Annotated in this window: 24 protein-coding genes; 23 read left to right on the top strand and 1 reads right to left on the bottom strand. The window is 50.9% G+C overall.

Features of this window, described 5'->3' with window-relative positions:
• The first annotated feature begins 12 nt into the window (after positions 1-12).
• Together PHH49_03630 and PHH49_03625 are read left to right on the top strand one after the other, a co-directional pair.
• Positions 13-3,201 (top strand): ATP-dependent DNA helicase, encoded by a 3,189-nt coding sequence (locus tag PHH49_03630; GenBank protein MDD5488040.1) that lies wholly within the window; start codon positions 13-15, stop codon positions 3,199-3,201.
• 34 nt (positions 3,202-3,235) lie between these two features.
• Entirely contained in the window at positions 3,236-4,243 is a 1,008-nt protein-coding gene (locus PHH49_03625; GenBank protein ID MDD5488039.1) for an HD domain-containing protein, read from the top strand.
• A gap of 21 nt (positions 4,244-4,264) precedes the next feature.
• On the opposite strand, the gene PHH49_03620 is transcribed toward PHH49_03625, so the two are convergent.
• Positions 4,265-5,128: a hypothetical protein gene (locus tag PHH49_03620; protein MDD5488038.1), complete on the bottom strand. Its 864-nt coding sequence runs from the start codon at positions 5,126-5,128 to the stop codon at positions 4,265-4,267.
• A 249-nt stretch (positions 5,129-5,377) separates the two neighbouring features.
• On the opposite strand from PHH49_03620, the gene PHH49_03615 reads away from it, so the two are divergent.
• The 21 genes from PHH49_03615 to PHH49_03515 form a co-directional block, all read left to right on the top strand.
• Positions 5,378-6,421 (top strand): AAA family ATPase, encoded by a 1,044-nt coding sequence (locus tag PHH49_03615; protein MDD5488037.1) that lies wholly within the window; start codon positions 5,378-5,380, stop codon positions 6,419-6,421.
• A gap of 140 nt (positions 6,422-6,561) precedes the next feature.
• A complete protein-coding gene (locus PHH49_03610; protein ID MDD5488036.1) occupies positions 6,562-7,548 on the top strand; it encodes a glycoside hydrolase family 130 protein in 987 nt (328 codons plus the stop codon).
• Between the two features lie 89 nt (positions 7,549-7,637).
• The gene (locus PHH49_03605; GenBank protein MDD5488035.1) at positions 7,638-8,048 is read left to right on the top strand and encodes a peptide chain release factor-like protein; all 411 of its coding nucleotides are present in this window, start codon (positions 7,638-7,640) and stop codon (positions 8,046-8,048) included.
• Positions 8,049-8,075: 27 nt separating this feature from the next.
• Positions 8,076-8,324 carry a Smr/MutS family protein gene (locus tag PHH49_03600; GenBank protein MDD5488034.1) on the top strand — a complete coding sequence of 83 codons (249 nt, stop codon included), beginning with the start codon at positions 8,076-8,078 and terminating at the stop codon, positions 8,322-8,324.
• A 17-nt stretch (positions 8,325-8,341) separates the two neighbouring features.
• Positions 8,342-9,904 (top strand): sodium-dependent transporter, encoded by a 1,563-nt coding sequence (locus tag PHH49_03595; protein MDD5488033.1) that lies wholly within the window; start codon positions 8,342-8,344, stop codon positions 9,902-9,904.
• A gap of 255 nt (positions 9,905-10,159) precedes the next feature.
• Complete coding sequence (locus tag PHH49_03590) at positions 10,160-10,396, top strand: transcriptional coactivator p15/PC4 family protein (GenBank protein ID MDD5488032.1); 237 nt, start codon at positions 10,160-10,162, stop codon at positions 10,394-10,396.
• 38 nt (positions 10,397-10,434) lie between these two features.
• Positions 10,435-10,872 (top strand): PilZ domain-containing protein, encoded by a 438-nt coding sequence (locus PHH49_03585; GenBank protein ID MDD5488031.1) that lies wholly within the window; start codon positions 10,435-10,437, stop codon positions 10,870-10,872.
• A gap of 263 nt (positions 10,873-11,135) precedes the next feature.
• Complete coding sequence (gene mraZ / locus PHH49_03580) at positions 11,136-11,573, top strand: division/cell wall cluster transcriptional repressor MraZ (GenBank protein ID MDD5488030.1); 438 nt, start codon at positions 11,136-11,138, stop codon at positions 11,571-11,573.
• Positions 11,574-11,592: 19 nt separating this feature from the next.
• Positions 11,593-11,784 (top strand): hypothetical protein, encoded by a 192-nt coding sequence (locus tag PHH49_03575; protein ID MDD5488029.1) that lies wholly within the window; start codon positions 11,593-11,595, stop codon positions 11,782-11,784.
• Between the two features lie 34 nt (positions 11,785-11,818).
• Positions 11,819-12,001 carry a hypothetical protein gene (locus tag PHH49_03570; protein ID MDD5488028.1) on the top strand — a complete coding sequence of 61 codons (183 nt, stop codon included), beginning with the start codon at positions 11,819-11,821 and terminating at the stop codon, positions 11,999-12,001.
• Entirely contained in the window at positions 11,998-12,909 is a 912-nt protein-coding gene (gene rsmH, locus PHH49_03565) for a 16S rRNA (cytosine(1402)-N(4))-methyltransferase RsmH (GenBank protein MDD5488027.1), read from the top strand. Before PHH49_03570 ends, rsmH begins: the two co-directional genes overlap by 4 nt.
• Complete coding sequence (locus tag PHH49_03560; protein MDD5488026.1) at positions 12,906-13,268, top strand: hypothetical protein; 363 nt, start codon at positions 12,906-12,908, stop codon at positions 13,266-13,268. Before rsmH ends, PHH49_03560 begins: the two co-directional genes overlap by 4 nt.
• A gap of 27 nt (positions 13,269-13,295) precedes the next feature.
• On the top strand, positions 13,296-15,005 hold the full coding sequence (locus PHH49_03555; GenBank protein MDD5488025.1) for a penicillin-binding protein 2: 1,710 nt from the start codon (positions 13,296-13,298) through the stop codon (positions 15,003-15,005).
• A 14-nt stretch (positions 15,006-15,019) separates the two neighbouring features.
• The gene (locus tag PHH49_03550) at positions 15,020-16,474 is read left to right on the top strand and encodes a UDP-N-acetylmuramoyl-L-alanyl-D-glutamate--2,6-diaminopimelate ligase (protein ID MDD5488024.1); all 1,455 of its coding nucleotides are present in this window, start codon (positions 15,020-15,022) and stop codon (positions 16,472-16,474) included.
• A 37-nt stretch (positions 16,475-16,511) separates the two neighbouring features.
• Positions 16,512-17,900: a UDP-N-acetylmuramoyl-tripeptide--D-alanyl-D-alanine ligase gene (locus PHH49_03545; protein MDD5488023.1), complete on the top strand. Its 1,389-nt coding sequence runs from the start codon at positions 16,512-16,514 to the stop codon at positions 17,898-17,900.
• Positions 17,873-18,961 (top strand): phospho-N-acetylmuramoyl-pentapeptide-transferase, encoded by a 1,089-nt coding sequence (mraY, locus tag PHH49_03540; protein MDD5488022.1) that lies wholly within the window; start codon positions 17,873-17,875, stop codon positions 18,959-18,961. The genes PHH49_03545 and mraY overlap by 28 nt, the downstream gene beginning before the upstream one ends.
• A 17-nt stretch (positions 18,962-18,978) precedes the next feature.
• Positions 18,979-20,346: a UDP-N-acetylmuramoyl-L-alanine--D-glutamate ligase gene (gene murD / locus PHH49_03535; GenBank protein MDD5488021.1), complete on the top strand. Its 1,368-nt coding sequence runs from the start codon at positions 18,979-18,981 to the stop codon at positions 20,344-20,346.
• A 21-nt stretch (positions 20,347-20,367) separates the two neighbouring features.
• Positions 20,368-21,453, top strand: a complete 1,086-nt coding sequence (gene ftsW, locus PHH49_03530; protein MDD5488020.1) for a putative lipid II flippase FtsW — start codon at positions 20,368-20,370, stop codon at positions 21,451-21,453.
• A 2-nt stretch (positions 21,454-21,455) separates the two neighbouring features.
• Positions 21,456-22,580, top strand: a complete 1,125-nt coding sequence (gene murG, locus PHH49_03525; GenBank protein MDD5488019.1) for an undecaprenyldiphospho-muramoylpentapeptide beta-N-acetylglucosaminyltransferase — start codon at positions 21,456-21,458, stop codon at positions 22,578-22,580.
• The gene (gene murC / locus PHH49_03520) at positions 22,577-23,953 is read left to right on the top strand and encodes a UDP-N-acetylmuramate--L-alanine ligase (protein ID MDD5488018.1); all 1,377 of its coding nucleotides are present in this window, start codon (positions 22,577-22,579) and stop codon (positions 23,951-23,953) included. Before murG ends, murC begins: the two co-directional genes overlap by 4 nt.
• Positions 23,940-24,359 (top strand): FAD-binding protein (locus tag PHH49_03515; GenBank protein ID MDD5488017.1); only part of this gene is annotated, 420 nt, incomplete at its 3' end. The genes murC and PHH49_03515, both read left to right, overlap by 14 nt.

Here is a 24,359-nt window from a genome sequence, read left to right as displayed (position 1 = left end):
TATAGTCCCGACATGCCTTCAAACAACGTAACAGACATTTTCAACGCGCATTACGCCAGGTTGAACGACGAGCAGAAAGAGGCCGTTGATTCGACCGAAGGCGTACTTCTTGTCCTTGCCGGACCGGGTACCGGGAAGACCCAGCTTCTTTCCGTGCGCGCGTCCAAGATCATACTGGACCAGAAAGCCGACCCGGAGAACATCCTTATACTGACATTCACGAACGCCGCCGCCAGGGCCATGAGGGACCGGCTCGTGTCGATAATCGGGCATGAAGGATATAATGTCGAGGTGGAGACCTTCCATAGCTTCGCGAATTCCATAGTGCTGGAATCAGAACATGCCATAAAGTACGTAAAAGACAAGATAGATATAAGCGACATAGAGCGGGTTCGGGCCATACAATATATACTCGATAACAGCGATGGGGTGGAGGCCCTGAGGCCGTTCGGGGCACCGTATATACACGCGGGAGAGATCGGGAGCCGCATAAGCGAACTCAAGAATGAAGGGATCCTACCCGCGGATATAATGGCGCATATATCCGACCTCAAGCCGGATGGTGTGAACCTGGAGGAAAAACATATAAGCAGGTTACGCGCCCTTTCGATAATATATGATAAATACGAGAGATTGAAGAACGAAGAAAGTCAGGTGCTTTTCGACGAGCGTGGTCGCAAGGATTATGACGATATGATACTTATAGCCCTGGACGCCTTGAGGAACGAGAGGGAGCTCAGGGAACAATTTTCCGGGCAGTACCGGTATATAATGGTGGATGAGTATCAGGATACGAATGGGGCTCAGCTGGAGCTTTTGTTCTCCATCGCGGGGCGGGGGAAGCCCAATGTCTGTTGTGTGGGCGATGATGACCAGTCTATCTATCGTTTTCAAGGAGCCACCCTTTCGAATTTCCGTGTTCTTGCTGACAGGTTCCCGTTCCTTAGGACCGTGACACTCAGGAAGAATTACCGGTCTTCATCACGGATACTTGAGCATGCCGCCAGGGTCATCTCCAAGCTTCCAGGAGAGGAAAGGGTGGAGGTAAAGGACCTTGTGCCGGCTGTGGAGCGCGACGATACTAAGGTGGATTTTATCAAGTTCTCCACCGAGGAGGAGGAACTGGCCTATCTGACCACCGAGATAAAGGCCCGTGCGGCTTTCATGCGGGAGGACATGTCCTTATCGGAGGAAGAGAGGTCCCGACCATTCAACAATATCGCTGTCCTGGTGAGACGGCGCCGGCAACGTCAGAAAGTGATAGAGGCCTTTCTGAAAGCGGGCATACCGTATGCTTCGGACGGCAATCCCAACGGGAAGGAAGATATAAGGTCCGAGAAGAGGCCCAGGCAGATGCTGGATGTGTTGTCCTTAGCGCATGTTGACCCTAAGGACATGGAAGAGAAGTCCAGGGTGCTGTACAGCATATTGTTCTCGGATTATGCGCGAGCCGACCAAAGTGACATACTTAAGGTCGTCGGGTACGCCAATGACCTTGCCATACAGGCCGCCCGCAAGGACCCGGACGTTCGCAAGCGGCATAACCTGTACCAGGAGTTCCTCGGGGCCTTTCTGTGGGAGAAGGATGTTCCGCCCACAGAAAAGGATTCGGCTTCCCTGGCCGTTTCAAAACAGCTTGAGCTTTCGTCCCCCAACAAGCTTCATAAGGTCGCGTGGGCGATAAGAAGGCTTCTTCAGGATGCGGGGACGCGTCCGGTGCATGATGTGCTGCTTGGGTATATATCCGATATGGGACTTTATAGTTTCATACTCGAGGAATTTGACGATAAACCTGTATGGAAAGTACGGGATCTCCGCGCTTTGGTCGCCTTTGTGAACATGATAAAGCAGTCTACTCTTGCCCGACCCGGATTACGGCTTAAAGAGCTCATGGATGAGCTGGAGGTCAGGGAAACACATGGTATGCCGCTGGAGGGTGAGCTTGCTACGATGAACCAGGATGGGGTCAGGGTGTATACCGCCCATAGCTCCAAGGGACTGGAGTTCAACACGGTCTTTATCCCCTTTTGCCTGGAGCAGAAAAGCTGGCCGGTGAGGAGTAAATCCGATGTGGTGCCACTGCCACCCGATATCTATAAGAGCAAGGAGAGGGTTGACGAGAAAAAGAAATTAAAGCTTTTGAACTTCTATGATGAACTTCGTCTTTTTTACGTCGCGACGACAAGGGCAAAGGCCGATCTTATATATACGGCCGCGCCGGAGGATAAAGATACGATAAGCCGGTTCTTGAGCGATGTGGACCTTGACCCGCGGTCTTGCGGGCCCGAGGACGAAAGCGTTTTCAACGGCGCGTTCCTTTCCGGGTCTCCCGAAAGGGAGGTAAAATGGGATGTCCCGGGGATCCTTCGCGAGCAGATAAATACCATGAAACTTACGCCTACTAAGCTTAACACGTATATAGGCTGCAAAAGGAAATTCTTCTATAATTATGTGCTTCGTCTGCCGGGAAAAAAGACGCAACATCTGGTATTCGGGAACTGCGCCCACAAGGCCCTTGAAGAAGTGTATTCTTATTTCATGGAAAAAGGTGAATTCCCTCTGTTCGAATTCTTTTCGAGGGCATTCTTGAGGGAACTCGCGTTCCAGGGGCCGGGTGACGAGTTGCGCAGGATATGCCTTTCGGAAATGGAAGGTCTTAAGGTCTGGTATGAGAGGGAATCCCGGTCGCCGGTGAGACCCTTGTACCTGGAGACCGAACTCAGCATCTTCCTGCCGGATGGACCGGTCTTCACGGGGACTTTCGACAAGATCGAAATGCTGCCAGATGGTAATGTACGGGTGGTGGATTATAAGACGGGTAAACCGGACGGCCATGTTAAGAAGATACGAAAATGCCGGGATCTGGCGATGTATGAATGCGATGATTATTATCGACAGGTCATCGCGTATAAGATGATATTTGACAGGAACCGTGGTTCTATGGGAGGACGACCGGTTACCAGGGCGCTTATACAATTCCTCAAACCGGCCGGAGTGGACACGAAGATAGACGGATTGGAGAAGGGGAAATATCGCGATATCGATATAGAGGTCACGGACGATATGGTGGATGACCTGGAAAAGGTGATCATGGGGCTATGGGAAGAGATCAAAGAACTGCGTTTTGAGAAACTTCCCGAAAGGGACGGGAAAGACCGGTGTTTACATTGTGATTTTGACGGTATCTGCTGGCCGGACTAACGGTACGCGGACCAAGAACTGGAAAGGGAAATATATGGCCAAACAGTATATCCAGGACCTTAAGGTGAATGACAGGGTGGATTCTTTTTTCATGCTCAACAAAAAGAACCTGAAACTCACCAAATACGACAAGCCTTACATGGAGCTGGGGCTTTCCGACAAGACCGGGAAGATAGAGGGAAGGCTCTGGGATAACGCGGAAGATTTCGACCAGGCCGTACAGACAGGAGATATCGTCCGCGTGAAAGGCAGTGTGTCTAAGTTCAAGGAGGATAAACAACTTAAAGTGGACATGGTGGAGCCCGCGGATGACAGGGCATATCTTTACGAGGACATGGTCCGTGTGGCCGAGAACAGGGAAGAGATATTCAACCGGATCAAGTCGTATCTGGCTGGCTTGAAAGATCCATCCCTGAAGGCTTTGGCGGACCTTTTTATGTCGGATGATGACCTTATAAAGGCGTTCATGGATGGCGTAGGAGGTAAAAGCTGGCATAACGCTTACATCGGTGGTTTGGCGGAACATACGTATGAGGTGATGTTCATAACGGATAAAATGTGCGAACTTTATCCCGATGTGAACAGGGACCTGGCGATCATGGGCGCGTTCCTTCACGACATAGGCAAGGTCTTTGAACTTGACCCTAGAAAAATGGAATATACCGAAGAGGGAGGGCTCCTTGGACATATTGCCATAGGGTACGGTCTATTGAAGAGTAAGATAGACAGCCTGACGGATTTCCCGGATGACAGGGCACTGCATCTTTGCCATATTGTGCTCAGCCATCACGGGGAATATGAACAGCAGTCGCCTGTATTGCCCAAGACACTGGAAGCGACAATAGTCTATCAGGTCGATGAACTGGTGTCGCAGGCGAACGCCGTTAAGGAGATACGTTCGGCCCAGGCTGAAGAAGGAAGACCCTGGAGTAACTTCGTTTCGATAAAGAACAGGAAATACTATCTTAAGACACCGGCACAAGAGCCTATACCCCCGGTATCCGATACGGCCAGACCCGCCCGAAAAGACCTTTTCGGGTAACGGATGCGCGCGGACACCGGATCATTCCACCGCCGCTCTTATATTGTCGACGTAAATATCGCCTGAATAAGGCGGTTTGTTGGATTCTATCCTTACCGCGATCTTCCTTATGTCGGAGCTGAAGACTTCGTCCACTTTTACCCTTTTCCACGCGGTGCTGCCGGGAGAGATGTCCGCATAGACCGTGGTCCATTCCCCAGGGGTCAGTTTGAACGACCTTGCCATTTCGACGAACCGCCAGTCATCGCCGACCGTAAGGATCAATTTGGCCCGTAATCCCTGTGGGGCGTCGGGAGGCAGGAGGATGTCGGTCGCGATAATATTGTATCCGGAAAGGTCCATATATTGCTGTATTTCTACGAGGGCCGCAGACCAGGCATTAGCCGGGAAAACGGCGGATATCATAAGTGAGTATTTACCGTTCGTAGAGATATCCTTTATACGGGTAACATCGGTAGCGATATGATCGGGTTTGTCCATGGCCCAGGAAGGTATTTCCCATCCTTCATCATCACCCTCAAAGTCGAAGATCGTATACGCGTTCTGGAAAGGCATGTTCTCGGGGGAAGAGATCTTCATTGCCTTGGCGGGGGCCCCGGGTTTGTCCGTAACGTTCCTGACCACGGTCAGGTTGGGTTTTTCGACCTTTATGTCGATGTTCAAAATAAGTTTACCCTGACGCAGGAAGAACAAGGACATCCCCGCCAGGGACAATATCGCCAGGCCGAAAAGGGCCCTATAGATAAAGGTCCTGCGTGAGACACCTTTCGCGCGGGTCCTGCAGCTTTCCGCTTTGGCCTTATCGCTGGCGGAAAAAGCATTATTGAAATATGTCCGGGACAATTCCTTGTTTATATTGTCTTCTGGTGTGGGCCTATTCATCATCTCGATATATTTTAAGGGTTAAGACCAATGCCTAATATTTTGCCATATAATTCTATCATACGCCGGGGCCCTTTGGTATAAGAATATGATGAAGCGGGCGATCGCAAGGCATTCCCGGACCCGGATAGATAAATAGCTAAAAAAAGGCCATTATTATTTACTAATTATTATCTATATGATATACTTTCTGCAAATAGCACAAGATGTTATGTTGTGCGGAAAAACCACCACTAAATACCGGGAGGTCAAATGAAGATCATTTCTGTAGCAAACCAGAAAGGCGGATGTGGTAAAACCACTCTTGCCGTCAATGTTGCTGCGGCACTCGCCAGGATGGGTAGTGAAACCCTTTTGGTCGATCTTGATCCGCAGGCACATGCTACCTACTCGCTTGGGTATGAAAAGGACGCGATGGAAAGAAGGACTTCTTATGATATTTTCCGCTCGTATTTTGACAACGAAGGCATACCTCTTGAGGATATAATAATCACCGGTCGGGATAAGATGGCGTTCATGCCGGCCAATATGTCACTTTCCGCCGCGGAAATAAATCTCGGCAACATAAACGGCGCGGCTACCCTTTTGGCGAAGACCCTGGCCGATCCGTTCTTCAACAAGTTCGAGTATGTTATCATAGATTCTCCCCCGAGTTTCGGGTTCCTGGCGCTAAATTCCATGTACGCGGCGGATATGATATTAGTGCCGCTTGATATGAGCTATTTTTCGTTCAATGGGATCAATAGCGTGTACAGGGTAACGAGCCTGCTTAACTCGGAAACCGGGCGGCAGCCGTCTATATTCTTCGCTATGAACATATATGATAAAAGGTCCAACTTCGCCAAGCATTTCGAACATGATGCCAGGAAGCGGCTTGGGCCATATCTTCTCCCGACCAAGGTGCGTTCAAGTGTCCGCCTGCGTGAAGCGGCTAAATACGGTAAGACCATATTCGAGTATGACCCGGAGAGTTCCGCGGCTCTTGATTTTTACAATATTACCAGTGAGGTCCTTGCCGCGGAGGCAAGGAACATGGATGTAGCAATAAGGGAGTTCATGCTTCACGCTCCGTCGGCGGGGTCGGTCTATGTGCTTGGGGATTTCAATGACTGGCGAAAAACGGACGCCAACCGGTTGGTGAAACTGGAAGGCGGGAGCTGGTCTACCCATTTCACGTTGCCAAAAGGGCGTTATAGGTATAAGTTCCTTGTGGATGATGAGTGGTGGGGCGATCCCGGTAACCCGAGCGCCGAGACCAACATATTCGGCACAACGGATTCCGTGATAGAAATATAGACAGATAACCAGGCGCCGCTACGGCCATACGTTCCCGGAGGGAGCACCCGTCGGGGGGCGCGTGGTTGTCTTTATCCGTCCTTGGCAAAAAACCCTTGCACGAACGCCGGAAATATTGTTTAATACATTCTCAAATAACATTGTCGATAAAGGACCGATACCAGGAAAGGATGATAGAGATGTCTCGATCAGTAGTTTACCCTAAGAGTAAAGAGCATATAGTGGTGCGTTATCCGGGCAACCCGATACTTACCAGGGATGATATCCCCGCCGCCGCTAAGGGTGTTTATAACTCAGGGTGCATAAAGACGCGTGATGGGAAATATGTGATGTTATGCCGCGTGGAGACCCCTTCGATGAAACAGCTCATATGGCCGGCTGATTCGGATAACGGCATTGATTTCAAGCTTCGCCCGGATCCCATCAAGATGCCGGAAACGGACTATTTTAATGAATATACCACCGGGATGTATTATGATCCGCGCGTTACGGAGATCGAGGGTAAGTACTATGTGGTGTTCGCTTGTCATAGTGGGCATTCATGTCGACTGGGTCTTCTTGAGTCCCCGGACATGAAACAGTTCAAGTTCAAGGATTTTATCTCCGAGACGGATAACAGGAACGGGGTACTTTTCCCGGAGAAGATAAATGGGTCATATTGCCGGCTTGACCGGCCAAATACCGGTGACGGCAAGGGTTATATGTGGCTTTCTTATTCGCCGGACCTTATCCATTGGGGGCGATCCCGTTATGTCGCGTATGCCCAGGATGAGTGGGGATGGAAGAAGAACGGTCCTGGAGCCGTGCCGATAAGAACGGATAAGGGATGGCTGGTCCTATATCACGCGGTCAATGTGCAGTGTGCCGCGCAATATGTATATCATATCGGCGTGATGATGCTGGATCTTAATGACCCCTCGAAAATAGTGGCCAGGGCCAAGGCCCCGATACTTTCGCCGTTGATGGATTATGAGCTCAGCGGGCTTACTTACGCGGTGGTGTTCACTTGTGGAGCAGTGCTGGAAAATGACGGAGAGGTGAAGATATACTACGGGGGGGCGGATACGGTGCAATGTCTCGCCACGGCCAAACTCGACGATCTGGTCGATGCCTGTTTTAACCGTTAAGCACGGCTTTATCATGTCGCATATACAGGGACGCACGGTCGCCAGGGCCTATCTGGGGCCGCGTGTTCTTTAATCCGGTATTTCTTGTCATGGACTTTGGCGTATCAAAAAAAAAGGAACAGGAACTTGTAAGGCGTATGTCAGCCGCGGGCGTTGATGAAACTGACATCGTCGAAAGGTTCATAAGGTCCGGCGGACCAGGGGGCCAGCACGCCAACAAGACGTCGACCTGTGTTTATCTCAAACATGTGCCTACCGGGACCGAGGTGAAGTGTGAGATCGAAAGATCGCAGGTGCTGAACAGGTTCATGGCCCGCAGGCTTCTGGTGGAAAAGATAGAGCAGAGTGTCCAGGGGGTCTTGTCGGAACGCAGAAAGAAAATAGAGAAGATCAGGCGCCAAAAACGGAAAAGGTCCAGGAGGGCCAAAGAGAAGATGCTCCGGGACAAGAAACTGAGAAGCGATAAAAAGAGGACCAGAAGACGTGTCGAGGGCGAATAGGCGTGTTCACTCCGGGGATAGCGAACTATGAAAAAGATCGTATTGGACCTGCACGATATATTCAATAAGGGGAACGAGATCGAGAGGGCCCTTGAGGGCGCGCTGGAAGAGGCCGGTCGTATCCACGCGCGTATGCTGGAAATAATCCCAGGGAAAGGGACGGGGCAGCTCAAAAAGCGTGTGCTCAAGTTCCTGGAACGGAATAAGTCCCTTTTTGACAGGGTGGAAAAGCCGCCCGATAACTGGGGAAAGATAATTGTGAGGTTCAAGACCTGACCCGAAGAAAGTGTGCCATGCCGGAGAAAAAAAGGGATAGCTGGGGATCCCGGCTGGGGATCATTATGGCGGTCGCTGGGTCCGCCGTAGGCCTGGGTAATTTTCTCAGGTTTCCCGTTCAAGCGGCCAAGAACGGCGGCGGGGCGTTCCTTATCCCGTATTTTACGGCGCTTCTTCTTGTCGGGATACCGCTTATGTGGATAGAATGGTCGATCGGACGGTATGGCGGGGGCTTTGGGCATTCTTCCGCGCCAGGCATATTCCATTCTCTCTGGGAAAAGAACCGGTTCATAAAATATTTCGGTATTATAGGTATCTTCGGTCCGCTTGTGATCATGATCTATTACACTTATATAGAATCCTGGACACTGGCGTACAGTTTCTTTTCTCTTGTGCAGAAGTATTCCGGGATAACCGACCAGGTCCAGATGGAGGCTTTCCTGAGGGCTTTCCAGGGGCTGGAGAAGAATTCATATTTTTCCAGTATAGCGACCGCTTATGTGTTCTTTCTTATCACGTTCGGGGCCAACATGATAGTCCTTTATCACGGCATAAAGGGAGGGATAGAGCGGTTCTGCAAGGTAGCCATACCCGTGCTTTTTGTTTTCGGGATAGCCCTGGCCGTCAGGGTACTGACCTTGGGGGCACCGGACCCGTTACTCCCGAAGTGGAACGTAATGAACGGTATGGGGTATCTATGGAACCCGGATTTCAGCCAGTTAAAAAGCGCCAAGATATGGCTATCCGCCACGGGACAAGTGTTTTTTACCTTGAGTGTCGGGTTGGGGGTCATACTTACTTACGCGAGTTATCTGAAAAAAGGTGATGACGTAGCTTTGTCCGGGCTCACGGCGGTGAGCATGAATGAAGTGGCGGAAGTGATATTGGGCGGGAGTATCGTGATCCCCGCGGCCTATGTTTTTTTCGGCCCGGCGGCTATCGGGGATATCGCTAATGCGGGCGCTTTCAACCTTGGGTTCGTCACTATGCCGCTGATATTTACCAGGATGCCTTTCTCGGAAGTGCTGGGGTTCCTGTGGTTCGGGCTTTTGTTCCTCGCGGGAGTAACGTCATCGGTGTCCATGGCGCAGCCCGCGATAGCGTTTTTTGAGGACGAGTTCAATATATCCCGCCGGCGCGCGGTAGCGATATTCGGTGCCGTGACCTTTTTTCTTTGTAACGCCGCGATATTTTTTCTCGGCCGTGGCGTAGTGGATGAACTGGACTTCTGGGGAGGCACTTTCTGTCTTGTGCTTTTCGCGACCGTGGAGGTGATACTTTTCACATGGGTATTCGGTGTTAACAGGGCATGGGAGGAAGTACATCACGGGGCGGATATGCGTATTCCTCTGCCTTATAAATACATAATGAAATATGTCACACCGGTATTCCTGATAATAGTACTTGGGGCATGGCTTTTCCAGGAGTGGTTGCCGGTAATGCGGATGGATAAGGTGGCGGCGGCCGACAGGGGGGTCATCCTGGCTACACGGGGAGGCCTGCTGCTCATATTCGCCGTGTTGGCTGTATTGGTCAAGATAGCGTGGAAAAAACGAAGATACCAGGAGAGAACGAAATGAGCTATTATGGATGGGTATTACTTCTGCTGTCATGGAGCGCCATTTTGACGCTGGTTCTCTTTTGTTTCGTGAGGATATTCCGGAAGAAAGAGGTGGATTGACCGGTGTCGAGACCGACCGGCACATCTCCCCCAAAGACCCCTTTATAAATAAAAAACATAAAATTTTGCTTTTTCGCCTGTCATTGTATATTATATGTATAAGGATACATAGGAATAATATTATATAATTAATACGCGCAAAAAGGGGGCGCACATGGAAAAAGACGTATACGTATTTGAGAAGAACAAGTATCAGGATGTCAAAATACGTTTGTCCGAATATCAGGGCAATGACGTCATTGACATACGTATCTGGACCCAGCCTCCTCAGGGGGATGAGAAAGTGCCCACGGGTAAGGGGATCAATATCAATGTAAGGCTTTTCTCAAAGCTCAAGGAAGCTGTGAATAAACTTGAGGAGGAACTGAAAGCCGCTAATATGCTATCATAGGTAGTAATTTTCCCAACAATCCTTCAGAACAGGCTGATATGGAGCATCAGGAAAGAAGACGTTTTATACGGCATCTTCTCGTTAACCCGGTTGAGTTCCGGATAGAAGAGGACAGGGGATACGAAAAGACGAACACGCTTGACACCAGTGAAGGCGGGCTTCTGTTCCTTTCTAAGACAGAGGTAGCGTCCGGGACCACGATAAGCCTGCAGATGCCGCTTTATGATAAGGTATTCAAGATCCGGGCAAGGGTAGTACATTCCACCAAAGACGAAGAGTCAGGACTGTTCCGGGTAGGTGTTGTTTTTGTAAATTTCAGTGATGCCTTCAAGGTTAAACTCATTGAACAGATATACCTCATAGAAGAGTACCGCGTCCTGCGTTCCCTGCAGCTAGGCAGGGACATGACCCTGAAAGAAGCCTCGGAAGAGTGGGTCAAAAAGTACTCCGAAAGATTCCAGAAACTTTATTGGTAAGGCCCGTTAGGTCCCGTCTGACCAAGTCATATATCACTTATTTTTTATCCCGGAACCCACACAGGCAGGTCCCTTGATATCCAAAGGACCTGCCTGTTTTTTCAATTCCCGAAGACACACAATATGTATATGCCCACTTTCCATTAAGCACAACATAATGTGTCCTACGCGCCCATTTTTAATTGCTAAACTAATGTTTGACAAAGTGTTACGGTTTATGTATACTTTTTATTGTATAGTGGATTAAAGTGGAGGGAAGTGGAGTGTTTTACGGAGAATACCAGCATAGCCTTGATAAAAAGAGCCGCCTTATAATACCGGCGCGTTTCCGCGATCCGATAAAGGACGCCGGTATAGAGAAACTCTATCTGACCAGGGGGCTCGATGAATGTCTTTTTATGTTCCCTGAAAGCGAATGGAAGGTTCAGGAGAACAGGTTCCGGAACATGTCCTTCACTAAAAGCGAATCCAGAAAATTCAACCGGCTTTTCTTCTCTGGTGCCACACCTGTTGAGCCTGATAAGCAGTGGCGTGTATTGGTCCCGGATTATCTGAAGGATTACGCGGGGCTTAGCCGGGACATAATGATCATAGGTGTGTCCAATAGGATAGAGATATGGGACGCCAAAAAGTGGAAAGATTTCTATGACACCTCAAAAGATAATTATGAGGGCATAGCCGAAGGTCTTATAGAGTTATAGCGACAGAGGGGGGTAGGATATGTACAGAAGATACGCTCTTAAATTCAACAAAAAACAGAGGGAATTCGTTAATTGCGTGAACATGGTCGAGAGGATAAAGAAGGCAAGGGCGCTGCCTTCAGGGCTTTCTCATTTAGGTGTTACCAGGTACGTGGTGTCGACATCCGGGTTCGGCGACAAGAAATGCGTGATCGTGAAGAACTGCGATTAACTCGCGGCCTCTAAGGGGAGGATAAATGGGGACCATGAAAAGATTCCTACAAGCATGTGAGATGGGCGGATCGATATACGGAAAGAAGAAAACCTCGAAGAATAATACCCCACGCAAGGGAACCAAATATAACAAGACAGATGCGATGACAGAATATGACAGGCTATACCGGTACCAGATATCGGCTATGGAGAGGATATTCAAACGGGATAAATGAGCATCCATCACCGAACAGATGAGGTGCATATCCCGGTCCTTTTAGAGGAGACGGTCGGATATCTGGATCCCGTCCCGGGAGAGACGATGCTGGATGGTACGCTTGGGGCGGGAGGACACGCGGAAGCTATATTGAAGCGTATAATGCCGGGAGGAAGGTTAATAGGGTTTGACAGGGATGGGGACGCTATAGAACGTGTTAAGGCAAGACTGAAGGGGTACGGGGAAGCGGTAACGTTCGTAAATGACGACTTCAGGAATATCGGGGACCATCTTGGCGCGCAGCATGATGCTTGTATTGACGGGGCAGTACTGGACCTGGGGGTATCATCATACCACCTGGAAGAGGGGGAGAGGGGATTTAGTTTTCTCAAAGACGGGCCGCTGGACATGCGATTCGATAAAACCCAGCGGCTCACTGCCCGGGATGTGGTGAACACGTCCAGCACGCATGAACTGGAGGAAGTCATACGTGCCTATGGTGAAGAAAGGCACGCGAAGCTCGTAGCGAAAGAGATAATCAGGGCCAGGGGCCGGAAGAAGATAGAGACAACGTACGAACTGGTCGATGTCGTAAAAAAGGCTATCGGGAGCAAGTATAGGGGCCAAAGATTGCACGCGGCGGCTAGAACGTTCCAGGCCCTGCGTATTTATGTCAACGATGAGTTGGGGGCACTTGAGAGGGGATTAGACGCTATAATGCCGCGTTTGAACCCGGGAGGAAGGATAGCCGTAATATCTTTCCATTCTCTTGAGGACCGTATAGTTAAGAATATTTTTCGCGCCAGGATGCGAGAAGGGTCGTTCAAGGTGCTTACGAAAAAACCTTTAACGCCTTCACGCGAAGAAACAACCGCCAATCCCCGGTCCAGGAGCGCGAAACTCAGAGTGGCGGAGAAGGTGATATGAATATGTCGAAAATGTTGTTAACAGGCGTATTTATTACCGTGATGGCCGTCGGTTACGTGCATCAGCAGGTAGAGATAGTGAAGGCGGGCTATACCCTCCAGAAGAACGATCGTGAGCTCTCGACCCTGATTGACCAGAATTCCGCGTTAATGTATAATCTATCACAAATGGAATCACCCAGATATTTGCTTGCCTCACTGGATCCGGAAGAGGTGAGGTTCGCCAGCCGGAGGACCTCGCATTATGGGGGGACCCAGTTGGCTTATGCGGGTACGGAGAGAGAATATGGCAGTAACACGGTCTTGGGTCGCATGATGGACCTGCTCGCTCCATACGCCGAAGCTAAATCCCGGGAATGACCGTATTAAAACACAAAATGTGTAACAATGCTCAAAAAACGCCAATTTGTCGTTCTGTTACTCTTGATAATGACCTATTCCGCGCTGTCGCTGCGTCTTTTCCAGCTTCAGGTGGTCGATACCGATAAATTCTCGGAACTCGCGGATAACCAGCACAACCGCATAGTAAAAGTGGAACCGCGACGTGGTACTATATTCGACCGCCATATGGACCCGCTTGCCATCAACCTGGACGCGCCCAGTATTTTCTGCGACCCAAAGTTCGTCAAGGATCCGGAACATACAGCGCGTGTACTTTCGGAGATACTTGGACTTGACCAGGGCACCATACTGTCACGGGTGACCAGGTCTGGACGGTTCTCCTGGCTCTCCAGGAAGGTAGATAGAGATGTCTCCGAAAACATAAAGCGTGCGGGACTTCCGGGGATACACATATGCATAGAAAGTAAAAGGAACTACCCGAACGACAGTATGGCGTGCCATGTCCTTGGCTTTGCCGGCATGGATAATGCCGGGCTTGAGGGGGTAGAAAGGCTTTTTGACGCTGATCTCAGGGGGGAGCCCGGATATAGCCACATGATAAAGGACGCGAGGAGGAATACGGTCCTTTTGAAGGAGGACGAGTCCATCCCGCCGAAGAACGGGCATAATATCATCCTTACGATAGACGCGGTCATACAATACATAACTGAAGAGGAGCTTAAGTCGGGGGTCAACAGGTCTAAAGCCTCATCCGGCACGGTCATTGTCATGGATCCGTATAGCGGCAGGATCCTGGCGTTAGCTAATTATCCCGGATATGACCTCAATCTTTCCGGCCAGACCCCGCGCGACATAATGAAGAATGACGCTGTATCCAGCGTGTTCGAGCCGGGCAGTGTTTTCAAGGTGGTGACCGCGAGCGCGGTGCTGAACGAAGGAAAGATCTCGCCGGATGATATGTTTGACTGTGAGAACGGGGAATACGCGGTCGGCGGACGTATACTTCATGATTACCACGCTTACGGAAAACTGTCCTTTTCGGATGTGATAGCCAAATCCAGTAATATAGGTACCGTAAAAGCGGCGCACGAACTGGGTAAGGAGAAGCTTTATGATTATACCAGGTTGTTCGGGTTCGGGGAGAATACGGGAGTTGATCTTCCCGGCGAAGTGGCAGGTATAAACAGGGCTCCCGCCACCTGGTCGAAAAGTGATATAACCACCATACCGATCGGCCAGGGCATAGCCGTAACGCCCATGCAGCTTGCCTGCGCGATAAGCGCTATAGCTAATGGGGGTAAGTTGATGGAGCCATATATCGTGGACAGGGTAACTACCTGGGAGGGCGGAGAGGTCAGAAAGAACGTTCCGCGGGTGAAAAAGAGGGTATTATCAGAAGAAACCTCGAAAGAGATGAAAAAGATACTTAATCGGGTCGTCACGGATGGTACGGGAAAAAAGGCGGCGTCGAAATTCTTCAGTTCATGTGGCAAGACGGGGACGGCACAGATGGTGAACCCGGCGGGAGGGTACTATGACAATAAATACAACGCTACGTTCATCGGCTTCGCTCCGATGGAGGACCCGGTCATAAGTATCGTGGTGGTGGTCAAGGACCCGCAACCGGTCCATTTCGGGGGGAGTGTCGCGGGCCCGGTATTCAAGAACATATCGGAGAGGACCATGCAGTATATATGGTCCAATAAGGGTCCGGCCTCGCGCGCGGGAGGGCAGTCCGGTCCGGTCGGCAAATAACAGATAGGAATGGGATGGACAGGGGATTAGAGATACTATTTTACAGAACTAATGTTACCGAAAGGAACATCAAAGCGGATTCCCGTATGGTATCCGATGGTGATGTGTTCGTGGCAATAGACGGGACCGTGAATAGCGGGCATGATTTCATACGCGAGGCCCTCGCCAAAGGGGCCGCGGGGGTTGTCTGCGAGAAGGTACCCTTGGGGATGTCCGATAGTGATATGGAAAAACTTATTATCGTCAAGGATGCCAGGGAAGCGCTTGGTCAGATAGTGAGGCACGTGTTCGGGGAGCCGTCCGATTATCTCAGGACGTTCGGTATTACTGGGACCAATGGAAAGACGACGACCACATTTCTTGTCGACAGGATACTCGCGTGCCACGGGATGCCTTCCGGGTTCATAAGTACGGTCTTTAACAAGACCAGGGGCGACGAAGTGACGCGCTCTTCCCTGACCACCCCTGATGTGATCAGTCTTAACAGGTTACTTAACGAAATGATAGATTCCGGAAAAAAGGCCGCTGTTATCGAAGTGTCCAGCCACGCGCTTAGCCAGAAAAGATTAAGTGGTATCGATCTCGATGCCGCTGTATTTACCAACATTACCCCGGAGCATCTGGATTATCATATATCCATGGACAATTACCTGAAAGAGAAGATGAAGATATTCAAATATTTAAAACCCGATGGCATCGCGGTGGTCAATATGGACACGCCTCTTGTCACGACGGCATTCAACGGTCTAGGCCCGGTCAGGGCCAAGACCTTCGGGGTGGAGAACAAGGCTGACATCATGGCGGAAAATATTGAACTTTACCCGGACCGTAGCCGGTTCGATATAGTGGTGGAGCCCATTGGGCGTGTTAACGTTGTGACAAGGCTTATTGGCAGGCATAATATTTATAACATACTCGCGGCTACAGCCGCTTTGTCCGACCAGGACCTGGACCTCGCGCTTGTTAAAAAAGCTGTGGAGGAAATGCCTCCGGTCCCCGGGCGGCTCGACATAGTCGTGTCAAAGGCACCGTTCACCGTTTTTGTTGATTACGCCCATACGCCTGACGCCCTGGAAAAAGTGATAGGGACGCTTAAGGGGCTGAATAAGGGTAAGGTATACTGTGTTTTCGGATGCGGGGGGAACCGTGACCGGGCGAAAAGACCGTTAATGGGAAAGATATCTGTCAGTATGTGTGACCATACACTGCTCACTAACGATAATCCCAGGGAAGAGGCCCCGCATGACATAATAATGGATATAGAAAAGGGTATGATTGGACATGGTAATTATAGTATAATTATGGAGCGGGAAGAGGCCATAAGAAAAGCTTTAGGTATGGCCGTTCAGGGCGATGTTGTGCTTATTGCGGGTAAAGGGCACGAGGATTATCAGGTAATAGGCCGGGAAGTACGCTATTTCAATGACAAGGAAACAGCCCTGAAGATATTGGGACAAATGGGTTTTTGACGGGTTTTCTGACCTTTTTAGAAAGATCTTCGATCATATGATAGGCATTTCCTTAAAAGAGGCAGCCAGTATTGCCGGGGGCCGGATTTTATCCGGAACGGATGATCTGGCAATAAAAGGTGTTTCCACGGACTCCCGGGCGGTAAGACGCGGGGACCTGTTCATAGCTATTCGCGGCAGGAACTATGATGGGCATGATTTTATAGGGGAGGCCGTTATTTCCGGAGCCGGATGTGTCATGGCGGAGGAAGTACCACGGTTATCCTGTGAAAGCCGGACCTCTATCCCGATATTAATAGTAGATGATACCCTCGAAGCCATGTCCCGGCTTGCTCATTATGTACGAAGCAGGGCAAAGGCGCTGGTCATCGCGGTCACCGGTACTAACGGAAAGACTTCCGTTAAAGATATGATACATGGGATCTTAAGTACGTCTTTCCGCGCGGAAAAAAGCAAAGCTTCATATAACAACATCGTAGGAGTGACCCGTACCCTGTTCGATCTTGACGAAGGGTGCGAGGTGTTGGTCTGTGAGATAGGCACAAATAATAAGGGTGAGATCGCCGCCCTGGCGGACGTAGCCGAACCGGACATAGCGGTCATTACCAATATCGGGAGGGGGCACCTCGAGGGGTTCGGTGACAGGAAAGGTGTTTTTGAGGAAAAGATATCTATCCTGCGCCATCTTGCCGGCCGCAGGGAGGCTTTTATTAATGGGGATGACGATCTTCTGGGCAAAGTGCCTTCTCGAACAGGCGGGATCACCATGCATTTTTTTGGTGAAAAAGAAAATAACGACTTTATCATATCAGACGTGGAACATACCCCTGAAGGATGTATGTTCAAACTTAATGGGATGGATTTTTCCGCTCCCGTGTTCGGCCGTCACAATATATATAACGCAGCCGCCGCGATAAGTGTCGCTATGAGCCTGGGAGTTACCTGCGAGGCGGCCAGGGCGGCCATTAAGGACGTAAGGCTTCCCGGTATGCGGCTTGAAAGGATGCGGGTCGGCCCGGCTCTTTTCATCAATGACGCTTATAACGCCAACCCGGATTCTTTCATGTCAGCCCTGGATGTGCTGGAAAACACGGAATGCGAGGGATGTCTCAAGGGGGTAGTAGCCGGCCAGATGCTGGAACTGGGGGAAGGTAGCCGCAGGATGCATTCTGAGGTGGGAGAGAACGTAGCGGCGAGAAAAGTGGATTTTCTTATTACGGTCGGGAAAGAAGCCGGGTATATAGCCGAGGGCGCTCGCGTGGGAGGTATGGCCCCGGATCGGGTATTCGCTGTTCCCGGACATGCTGATGCGGCCCGGACCTTGATGGAGCTCGGGGGCGGCAGGAATATCGTTCTCGTAAAAGGGTCGCGTGGCGCCAGAATGGAGGAAGTGATCAAATGTTTTACTACTTACTGTATCCGCTGAGGGAGATATGGTTCGGCTTCAATGTGTTCAGGTACATAACTTTCAGGGCGAGCATGGCCGCGATCACATCTTTCCTTATCTGCGTTATCCTGGGGCCATATGTAATAGATATGTTGCGTCGACTTAAGGTGGGGCAATATGTGAGGAAAGAGCACGTAGATGGCATATACGACCATCACAAACATAAAGAGGGCACTCCGACCATGGGAGGAGTGCTCATAATCATGGCTGTGCTTTTATCCACTTTCCTGTGGTGCAGGCCGGATAACGACCTTATTATACTGGCAGCCGGGTCTATGGTATGGCTGGGTATTATCGGGGTGATAGACGACGGTATTAAATTGCGAAATAAAAGCTCGAAAGGCGTAAGGGCTATAACCAAACTGTTCGGACAGACCGTTTTCGCTCTTATTGTAGGCCTTTTTGTCTACAGGAATGCCGCGATCGGTACGGAACTTTATATTCCTTTCATGAAGAACGCGATAGCCAATCTGGGATTATTCTACATCGTATTCGTGTTCTTTGTCATTGTGGGGACCTCCAATGCTGTTAATCTTACGGATGGCCTGGACGGGCTGGCCATCGGGTGCGTGATCTTCATATCTATCACGTATTCTGTCATGAGTTATATAACCGGCCATGCCGCCATGAGCGAATATCTCCAGGTGTTCTACCTGCCCGGGGCGGGCGAGCTCACGGTGTTCTGCGCCGCGCTTACCGGCGCGGGTCTGGGGTTCCTTTGGTTCAATTGCCATCCCGCGACGGTGTTCATGGGGGATACGGGTTCTCTCGCCATTGGGGGCGCTCTCGCCACCGTGAGCGTTCTCATCAAGAAAGAGGTATTGCTTTTCATTGTAGGGGGAGTACTTGTTGTGGAAACGTTATCTGTTATGCTGCAGGTGGCATCCTGTAAATACAGGAAGAAACGGATGTTCCTCATGACGCCGATACACCATCATTTCCAGATGAAAGGGTGGCATGAATCCAAGATAACCGTGCGTTTCTGGATAGTAGCCGCCATACTGGCGATGCTCAGCATGGCGACACTCAAAGTACGTTAGGCTCTGGGAGGATGTATATGCCGGACTTTAGCGGCAAAAAAGTACTTGTTCTTGGGCTGGGCGAGAGCGGTAAGGCTTCGGCCGCCCTTTTGAGGGCCGCAGGCGCGATCGCGCGCGTGAGTGAGTCCTCAGCCGGTCCCGGGATGGAGCTCAAGAAGAAAGAACTGCAGGACCTGGGGATCGACATCGAGATCGGGGCGAATACGTCCGCTTTCTGCGCCGGCGCGGAACTCGTGGTGACAAGCCCGGGTGTGGATATTAAGGCCCTCCGGGAGCGCGGTGTGATCGAACGGGATGTCCCCGTTATCGGGGAACTGGAGCTAGGATACCTGTTTTGTAAAGCGCCCATAGTGGCGGTTACGGGTACTAATGGGAAAAGCACGACCTGTCGGCTGATAGGGAACATGCTCACGGAAGCGGGTGTGCATAATATAGTATGCGGGAATATCGGCAACCCATTGAGTGGGGAGGTCGATAAGCTCGGAGATAAGAGCGTGGCGGTCGTAGAGGTAAGTTCATACCAGCTTGAGACCATAAAGGATTTCCAGCCTTATATAGCGTTACTTCTCAATATAACAGAGGACCACTACGACAGGCACGTGAATATGGAGCAGTACCGGGTCGCGAAATTCAGGATATTCATGAACCAATCCGGGGCGGACTGGGCTATTATGAACGGATCGATGAGGGAGGACCCTCTCCTTTCCGGAGTAAAAGCGAAAGTAAGGTTTTTCGGCAGGGAGGGAGACGGTGTGGCGATCCACGGACGGGACGTGCACATATTGACCAAAGGATTGGCCGATGCGGTCATAAAGGGAGAGGATATGCCCATGAGCGGAGAGCATAACCTTGAGAATGTGGCCTCGAGCGCGATGGTGTGCCAGATACTGGGAGTGGATAGCGGGGCCATAATTAAGGGGGTAAAGTCGTTCCATCCGCTTGAGCATCGTTTCCAGACGGTCGCTACATACGGAGGTGTGGATTTTATCGATGATTCCAAGGCGACGAACATAGACGCGACCGCCAGGGCGCTCGGATCGCTTGACAAGAAGGTTGTGCTTATCGCCGGAGGAAGGGACAAGGGCGGGGACTATGCCGCCATAAAAGGACTTGTGGGGGATAAGGTCAGCGCTTTTGTCCTGATCGGAGAGGCGGCACAACGTATATCCGGTACTTTCGAAAAAACGGTGCCGTGTTATTTCGCCCGGGATATGGCCGACGCGGTTTCCAGGTCCGCGACGCTGGCCAGGCCCGGCGAAGTGGTGATGCTTTCCCCAATGTGTTCGAGTTTTGATATGTATAAGAACTACAAGGAAAGAGGCCTGGATTTCAGGAAGGCCGTTGATACCGTTACGCGTATCCCGGTGACCAAGGGCGGAGTATAGGATGACCTTACGGAAGAATAAATGAGCAAAGACGCGAGAAAAGTATTGATAATAGTTGCGGCCCTTCTTATGACCGGGATCGTCATGATATATTCCTCAAGCGCAGTCTATGCTTATGATAACTATGGTGACAGCATGTATTTCGTTAAGAGACACCTGGTGTATCTGGCGGGAGGTGTCGCGGCATGCGTGATCATGATGATGACACAACGGAAGTGGCTCGAAGATAACGCCAGATGGATATTGTGTCTGGCCGTATTGTTGTTGGTTGCTGTCCTTGTCCCGGGCATAGGAGTGGCGGGAGGCGGCGCTAAACGGTGGCTTAGGATAGCAGGTCTTAGTATACAACCGTCGGAATTCGCTAAATTCGCCATAATCATATACCTGGCGGACCTTATGTCCAGGAAAAGATATCTTATGAAGGACCTGATGTATGGGTTCTTTCCTCCGCTTATTGTATCCGGGTTCGTAGCAGGCATGATACTCATAGAGCCGGATATGGGGACCGCGGTATCGGTGCTTTTCGTTTCCGGGGTGCTACTTTTTATTTCCGGCGCCAGGATGACCCACATCGGAGCGCTCATCATGTGTATGCTTCCGGCGTTGTACGCGGCTGTCAGGTTGAAAGCTTACCGTGTGCGAAGGATAATGGCTTTTCTTGATCCTTTCCAGTATAAGGAAGGAGCCGGATACCAGCTTTACCAATCCTTTATCGCCATAGGATCGGGAGGGTTCCTGGGAGTAGGGCTGGGCCAGTCCAAACAGAAATTATTCTACTTACCACAGTCACATACCGACTTCATTTTTGCTATAATCGGGGAGGAACTGGGAGTGGTTGGGGCCCTATCCGTTCTGCTTCTTTTCGCGCTGCTTGTCCTGTATATGTTCAGGATAGCCTTGAGGATAAATGATGTTTTTTCTTCCAGGGTAGTTCTTGGGATAGCCCTCATGATAGCTTTTGAGACGATAGTTAATATCGGGGTGTCTACCGGTATGTTACCGACCAAGGGGCTTCCCCTACCGTTCATCAGTTATGGCGGAAGTTCCCTGGTGTGCCATATGGCTGTAATGGGGATAATATTCAATTTGTCCAGAGAGGCGGAGTAAATATGAAGGTGATACTTGCCGCGGGCGGGTCCGGCGGGCATATATATCCCGCGATAGCTCTGGCTGAAGCCCTTGAAAGTGAAGGAGTCCGGGGAACAGATATCATGATCGTGGCCAGCAAGAAACGACTGGATGTTAATATATTGAGCGGGTACAAGTACAGGAAAGAGCATCTTTCGGCCAATCCCATGCCCAGAGGCCACAATATCATCAAATGGGTGGTCTTTGCCTGGAAACTGTCCTGTGATTCGGTGTGCTCGCTCATATCCATACTTATGTTCCGGCCGGACGTAGTAGTGGGATTCGGCGGATATTCATCCGGGACGATCTCTATCGCTTCCTATATAATGGGGACACCTGTGGTGATCCACGAACAGAATGTCGTACCTGGCAGGGCCAACAAGATGCTCAGTCGTATCGCGAGGCTTATAGCGGTGAGCTTCAAGGGGTCGGAGCAGTATTTCCCCGGGAGCGAGGAGAAGGTGGTATATACCGGCAATCCTTTGCGCAAGGACTCTCTTTACGGGGACAGGAACGGGGCTTGCGAAAGGCTGGGTCTCAGGATGGACAGGTTCACGGTGCTTATAATGGGTGGTAGCCAGGGGGCGACGTCGCTTAACCGGATATCTTCCCGTGCGGCACTTATGATAAAGGGTATGCCACAGGGTGACGGCATACAGTTCCTCCATCTGGCGGGAAGGTCGGATATAGAAGAGACCTCGAAGTTCTACCGGGAGAACGACATTCCCGGTAAGGTCATGCCGTTCCTGGAAAGGATCAGTGACGCTTATTCTTTATGTGATCTGGCCGTTTCCAGGGCGGGTGCCGCGGCCGTTTTCGAATTGGCGTGTTTCGGTCGTCCCATGGTACTGGTGCCATATCCCAATCCGAGGAACAGCCAGGGACATAACGCGCGTTATTTCAGTGAGGCAGGCGCCGCGATATGTATGGAAGAGAAGGATATATCCGCGGATGATCTGGCTGGATGTATATACGAATTGTTCTCGAACAACATGAAGAGGGAGCTGCTCGCAAGGGCGGCTACGAGGCTGGCTAACCCCTTTTCGGCCAGGAGCCTGGCCAGGGAGGTTATGTCTTTGCCCGGGAAAAAAGGAAATGATCGATGATGAACATACATTTCATAGGTATCGGAGGTATCGGCATGAGTGCTCTGGCGGGGATATCCATGTCGAAGGGGGATAAAGTAAGCGGCTCGGATCTCAGGCCGAATAGCATAACGGATCGTCTCGCCCGGGAAGGCGCAATGATATCCAAAGGGCACCAGGATGAGAACCTGGCGGAAGGTACGGACCTTGTGGTCAGGTCTACCTGTATACGGGATGACAACCCGGAGATATTAGCGGCAAAGAGGTGTGGGATACCGGTAATATCCAGGGGGGAATTACTCAACAGGTTCCTTTCAGCGGCCGGTATGTCAGTTTCCGTTACGGGAACGCACGGGAAGACGACCACAAGTTCGCTCGTAGCGCATATATCCAGTGTCGCCGGATCGTCCCCTACATTCATAGTCGGGGGAGAAGTGTTGTCCCTGGGGGGGAACGCGGGTTATGGAGGGGAAGAGCTGGTCGTGGCCGAGGTTGATGAGAGCGACGGCTATTTCAGGAACATATCCACGGACCTGGCGGTCATTACGAACATAGAAAGGGAGCATCTGGAGTTTTACGGGACTTTTACCAATCTGGTGGACGCTTATTCCGAATTCATCTCAAGGATCAGCCGGGATGGTACGCTTATATACAACGGGGAAGATAGTGTGCTTGACGGGATAGCCAGGCATTCCGGGGCTCGCAGGGTAAGTTTCGGGATAGAAGGTGACTTCGATTATTCATGCAAATCCCCGTCGTGGGCGAGGGGCATCGAGTTCGAGCTTTTTATCCATGGCGAGAGCGCGGGAAAGGTGAAAAGCCTTCTCAAGGGACGTTATAACGTGATGAATATCCTGGGGGCCTTGGGGGCGGTCTGCGAGATGGGGATACCTGTGGAGGACGCCATAAATGCCGTGGGTTCTTTTCGCGGCGTCAAGAGAAGGTTCGAACTTGTCGGGAAAATGTGTGGTGTGGAGATCTACGAGGATTACGCGCATCATCCAACGGAGATACGGTCGGTGATAAGGGCCGCCAGGGAATATGCCTCCGGGAGGGTCATAGCGGTATTTCAGCCGCACAGGTACAGCCGGACAAAAGACCTTATGGATGAGTTCTCTACCTGCTTCGACGACGCGGACGGTCTGGTGCTTACGGATATATATTCGGCCGATGAGGATATATTGGCCGATGTGAACGTATATAGATTGAAAGAGACTATCGAGAGGGCCGGATTCAGGAAGGGACTTGTCGTCGTAAGGAAGGATGAGATCCCGGATGTGGTCTCCGGTATGGCTGGAAAAGGGGATGTGGTGCTTGTACTGGGAGCCGGGGACATACGTGAAGTGGCCGCGCATATATTGACAAGTCTGGGGGCGAAAAGTGCCGGGGCATGATCTGGAAAGTTTTATAAAGGATGTCTGTTGTGTGGAAGGAGGCGGGGTCCATCTGCGGCACGAACTTTCACGTAACAGCACCATACGTATAGGTGGAAAGGCTATGGCCTGGTGTGTCCCGGAGAACGTGGACGCGCTTGCCGGGATCAGGCGCGCCTTGACGGTTTACGCAGTACCGTACAAGGTCGTTGGAATGGGTAGTAACATCCTTTTTCCGGATGAAGATGTCGAAAAGGCCATTATCAGCCTTTCTTTCCCGTCATTCAGGGACATATGTCTGGAGAACGGTCTTGTCCGCGCGGGTGCCGGGCTCAGGATGAACGAGTTATTGTCGTTCTCCTGCAGGAAAGGGCTTACAGGATTCGAGGGGTTGGCGGGGATACCCGGGACCATAGGCGGGGCGCTT

Source organism: Candidatus Omnitrophota bacterium (genome assembly GCA_028715965.1).
Taxonomy (GTDB): Bacteria; Omnitrophota; Gorgyraeia; order Tantalellales; family Tantalellaceae; genus JAQUQS01.
Note: the sequence above shows the minus strand (reverse complement) of the source record. Positions and strands in the feature narration are given on the sequence as shown.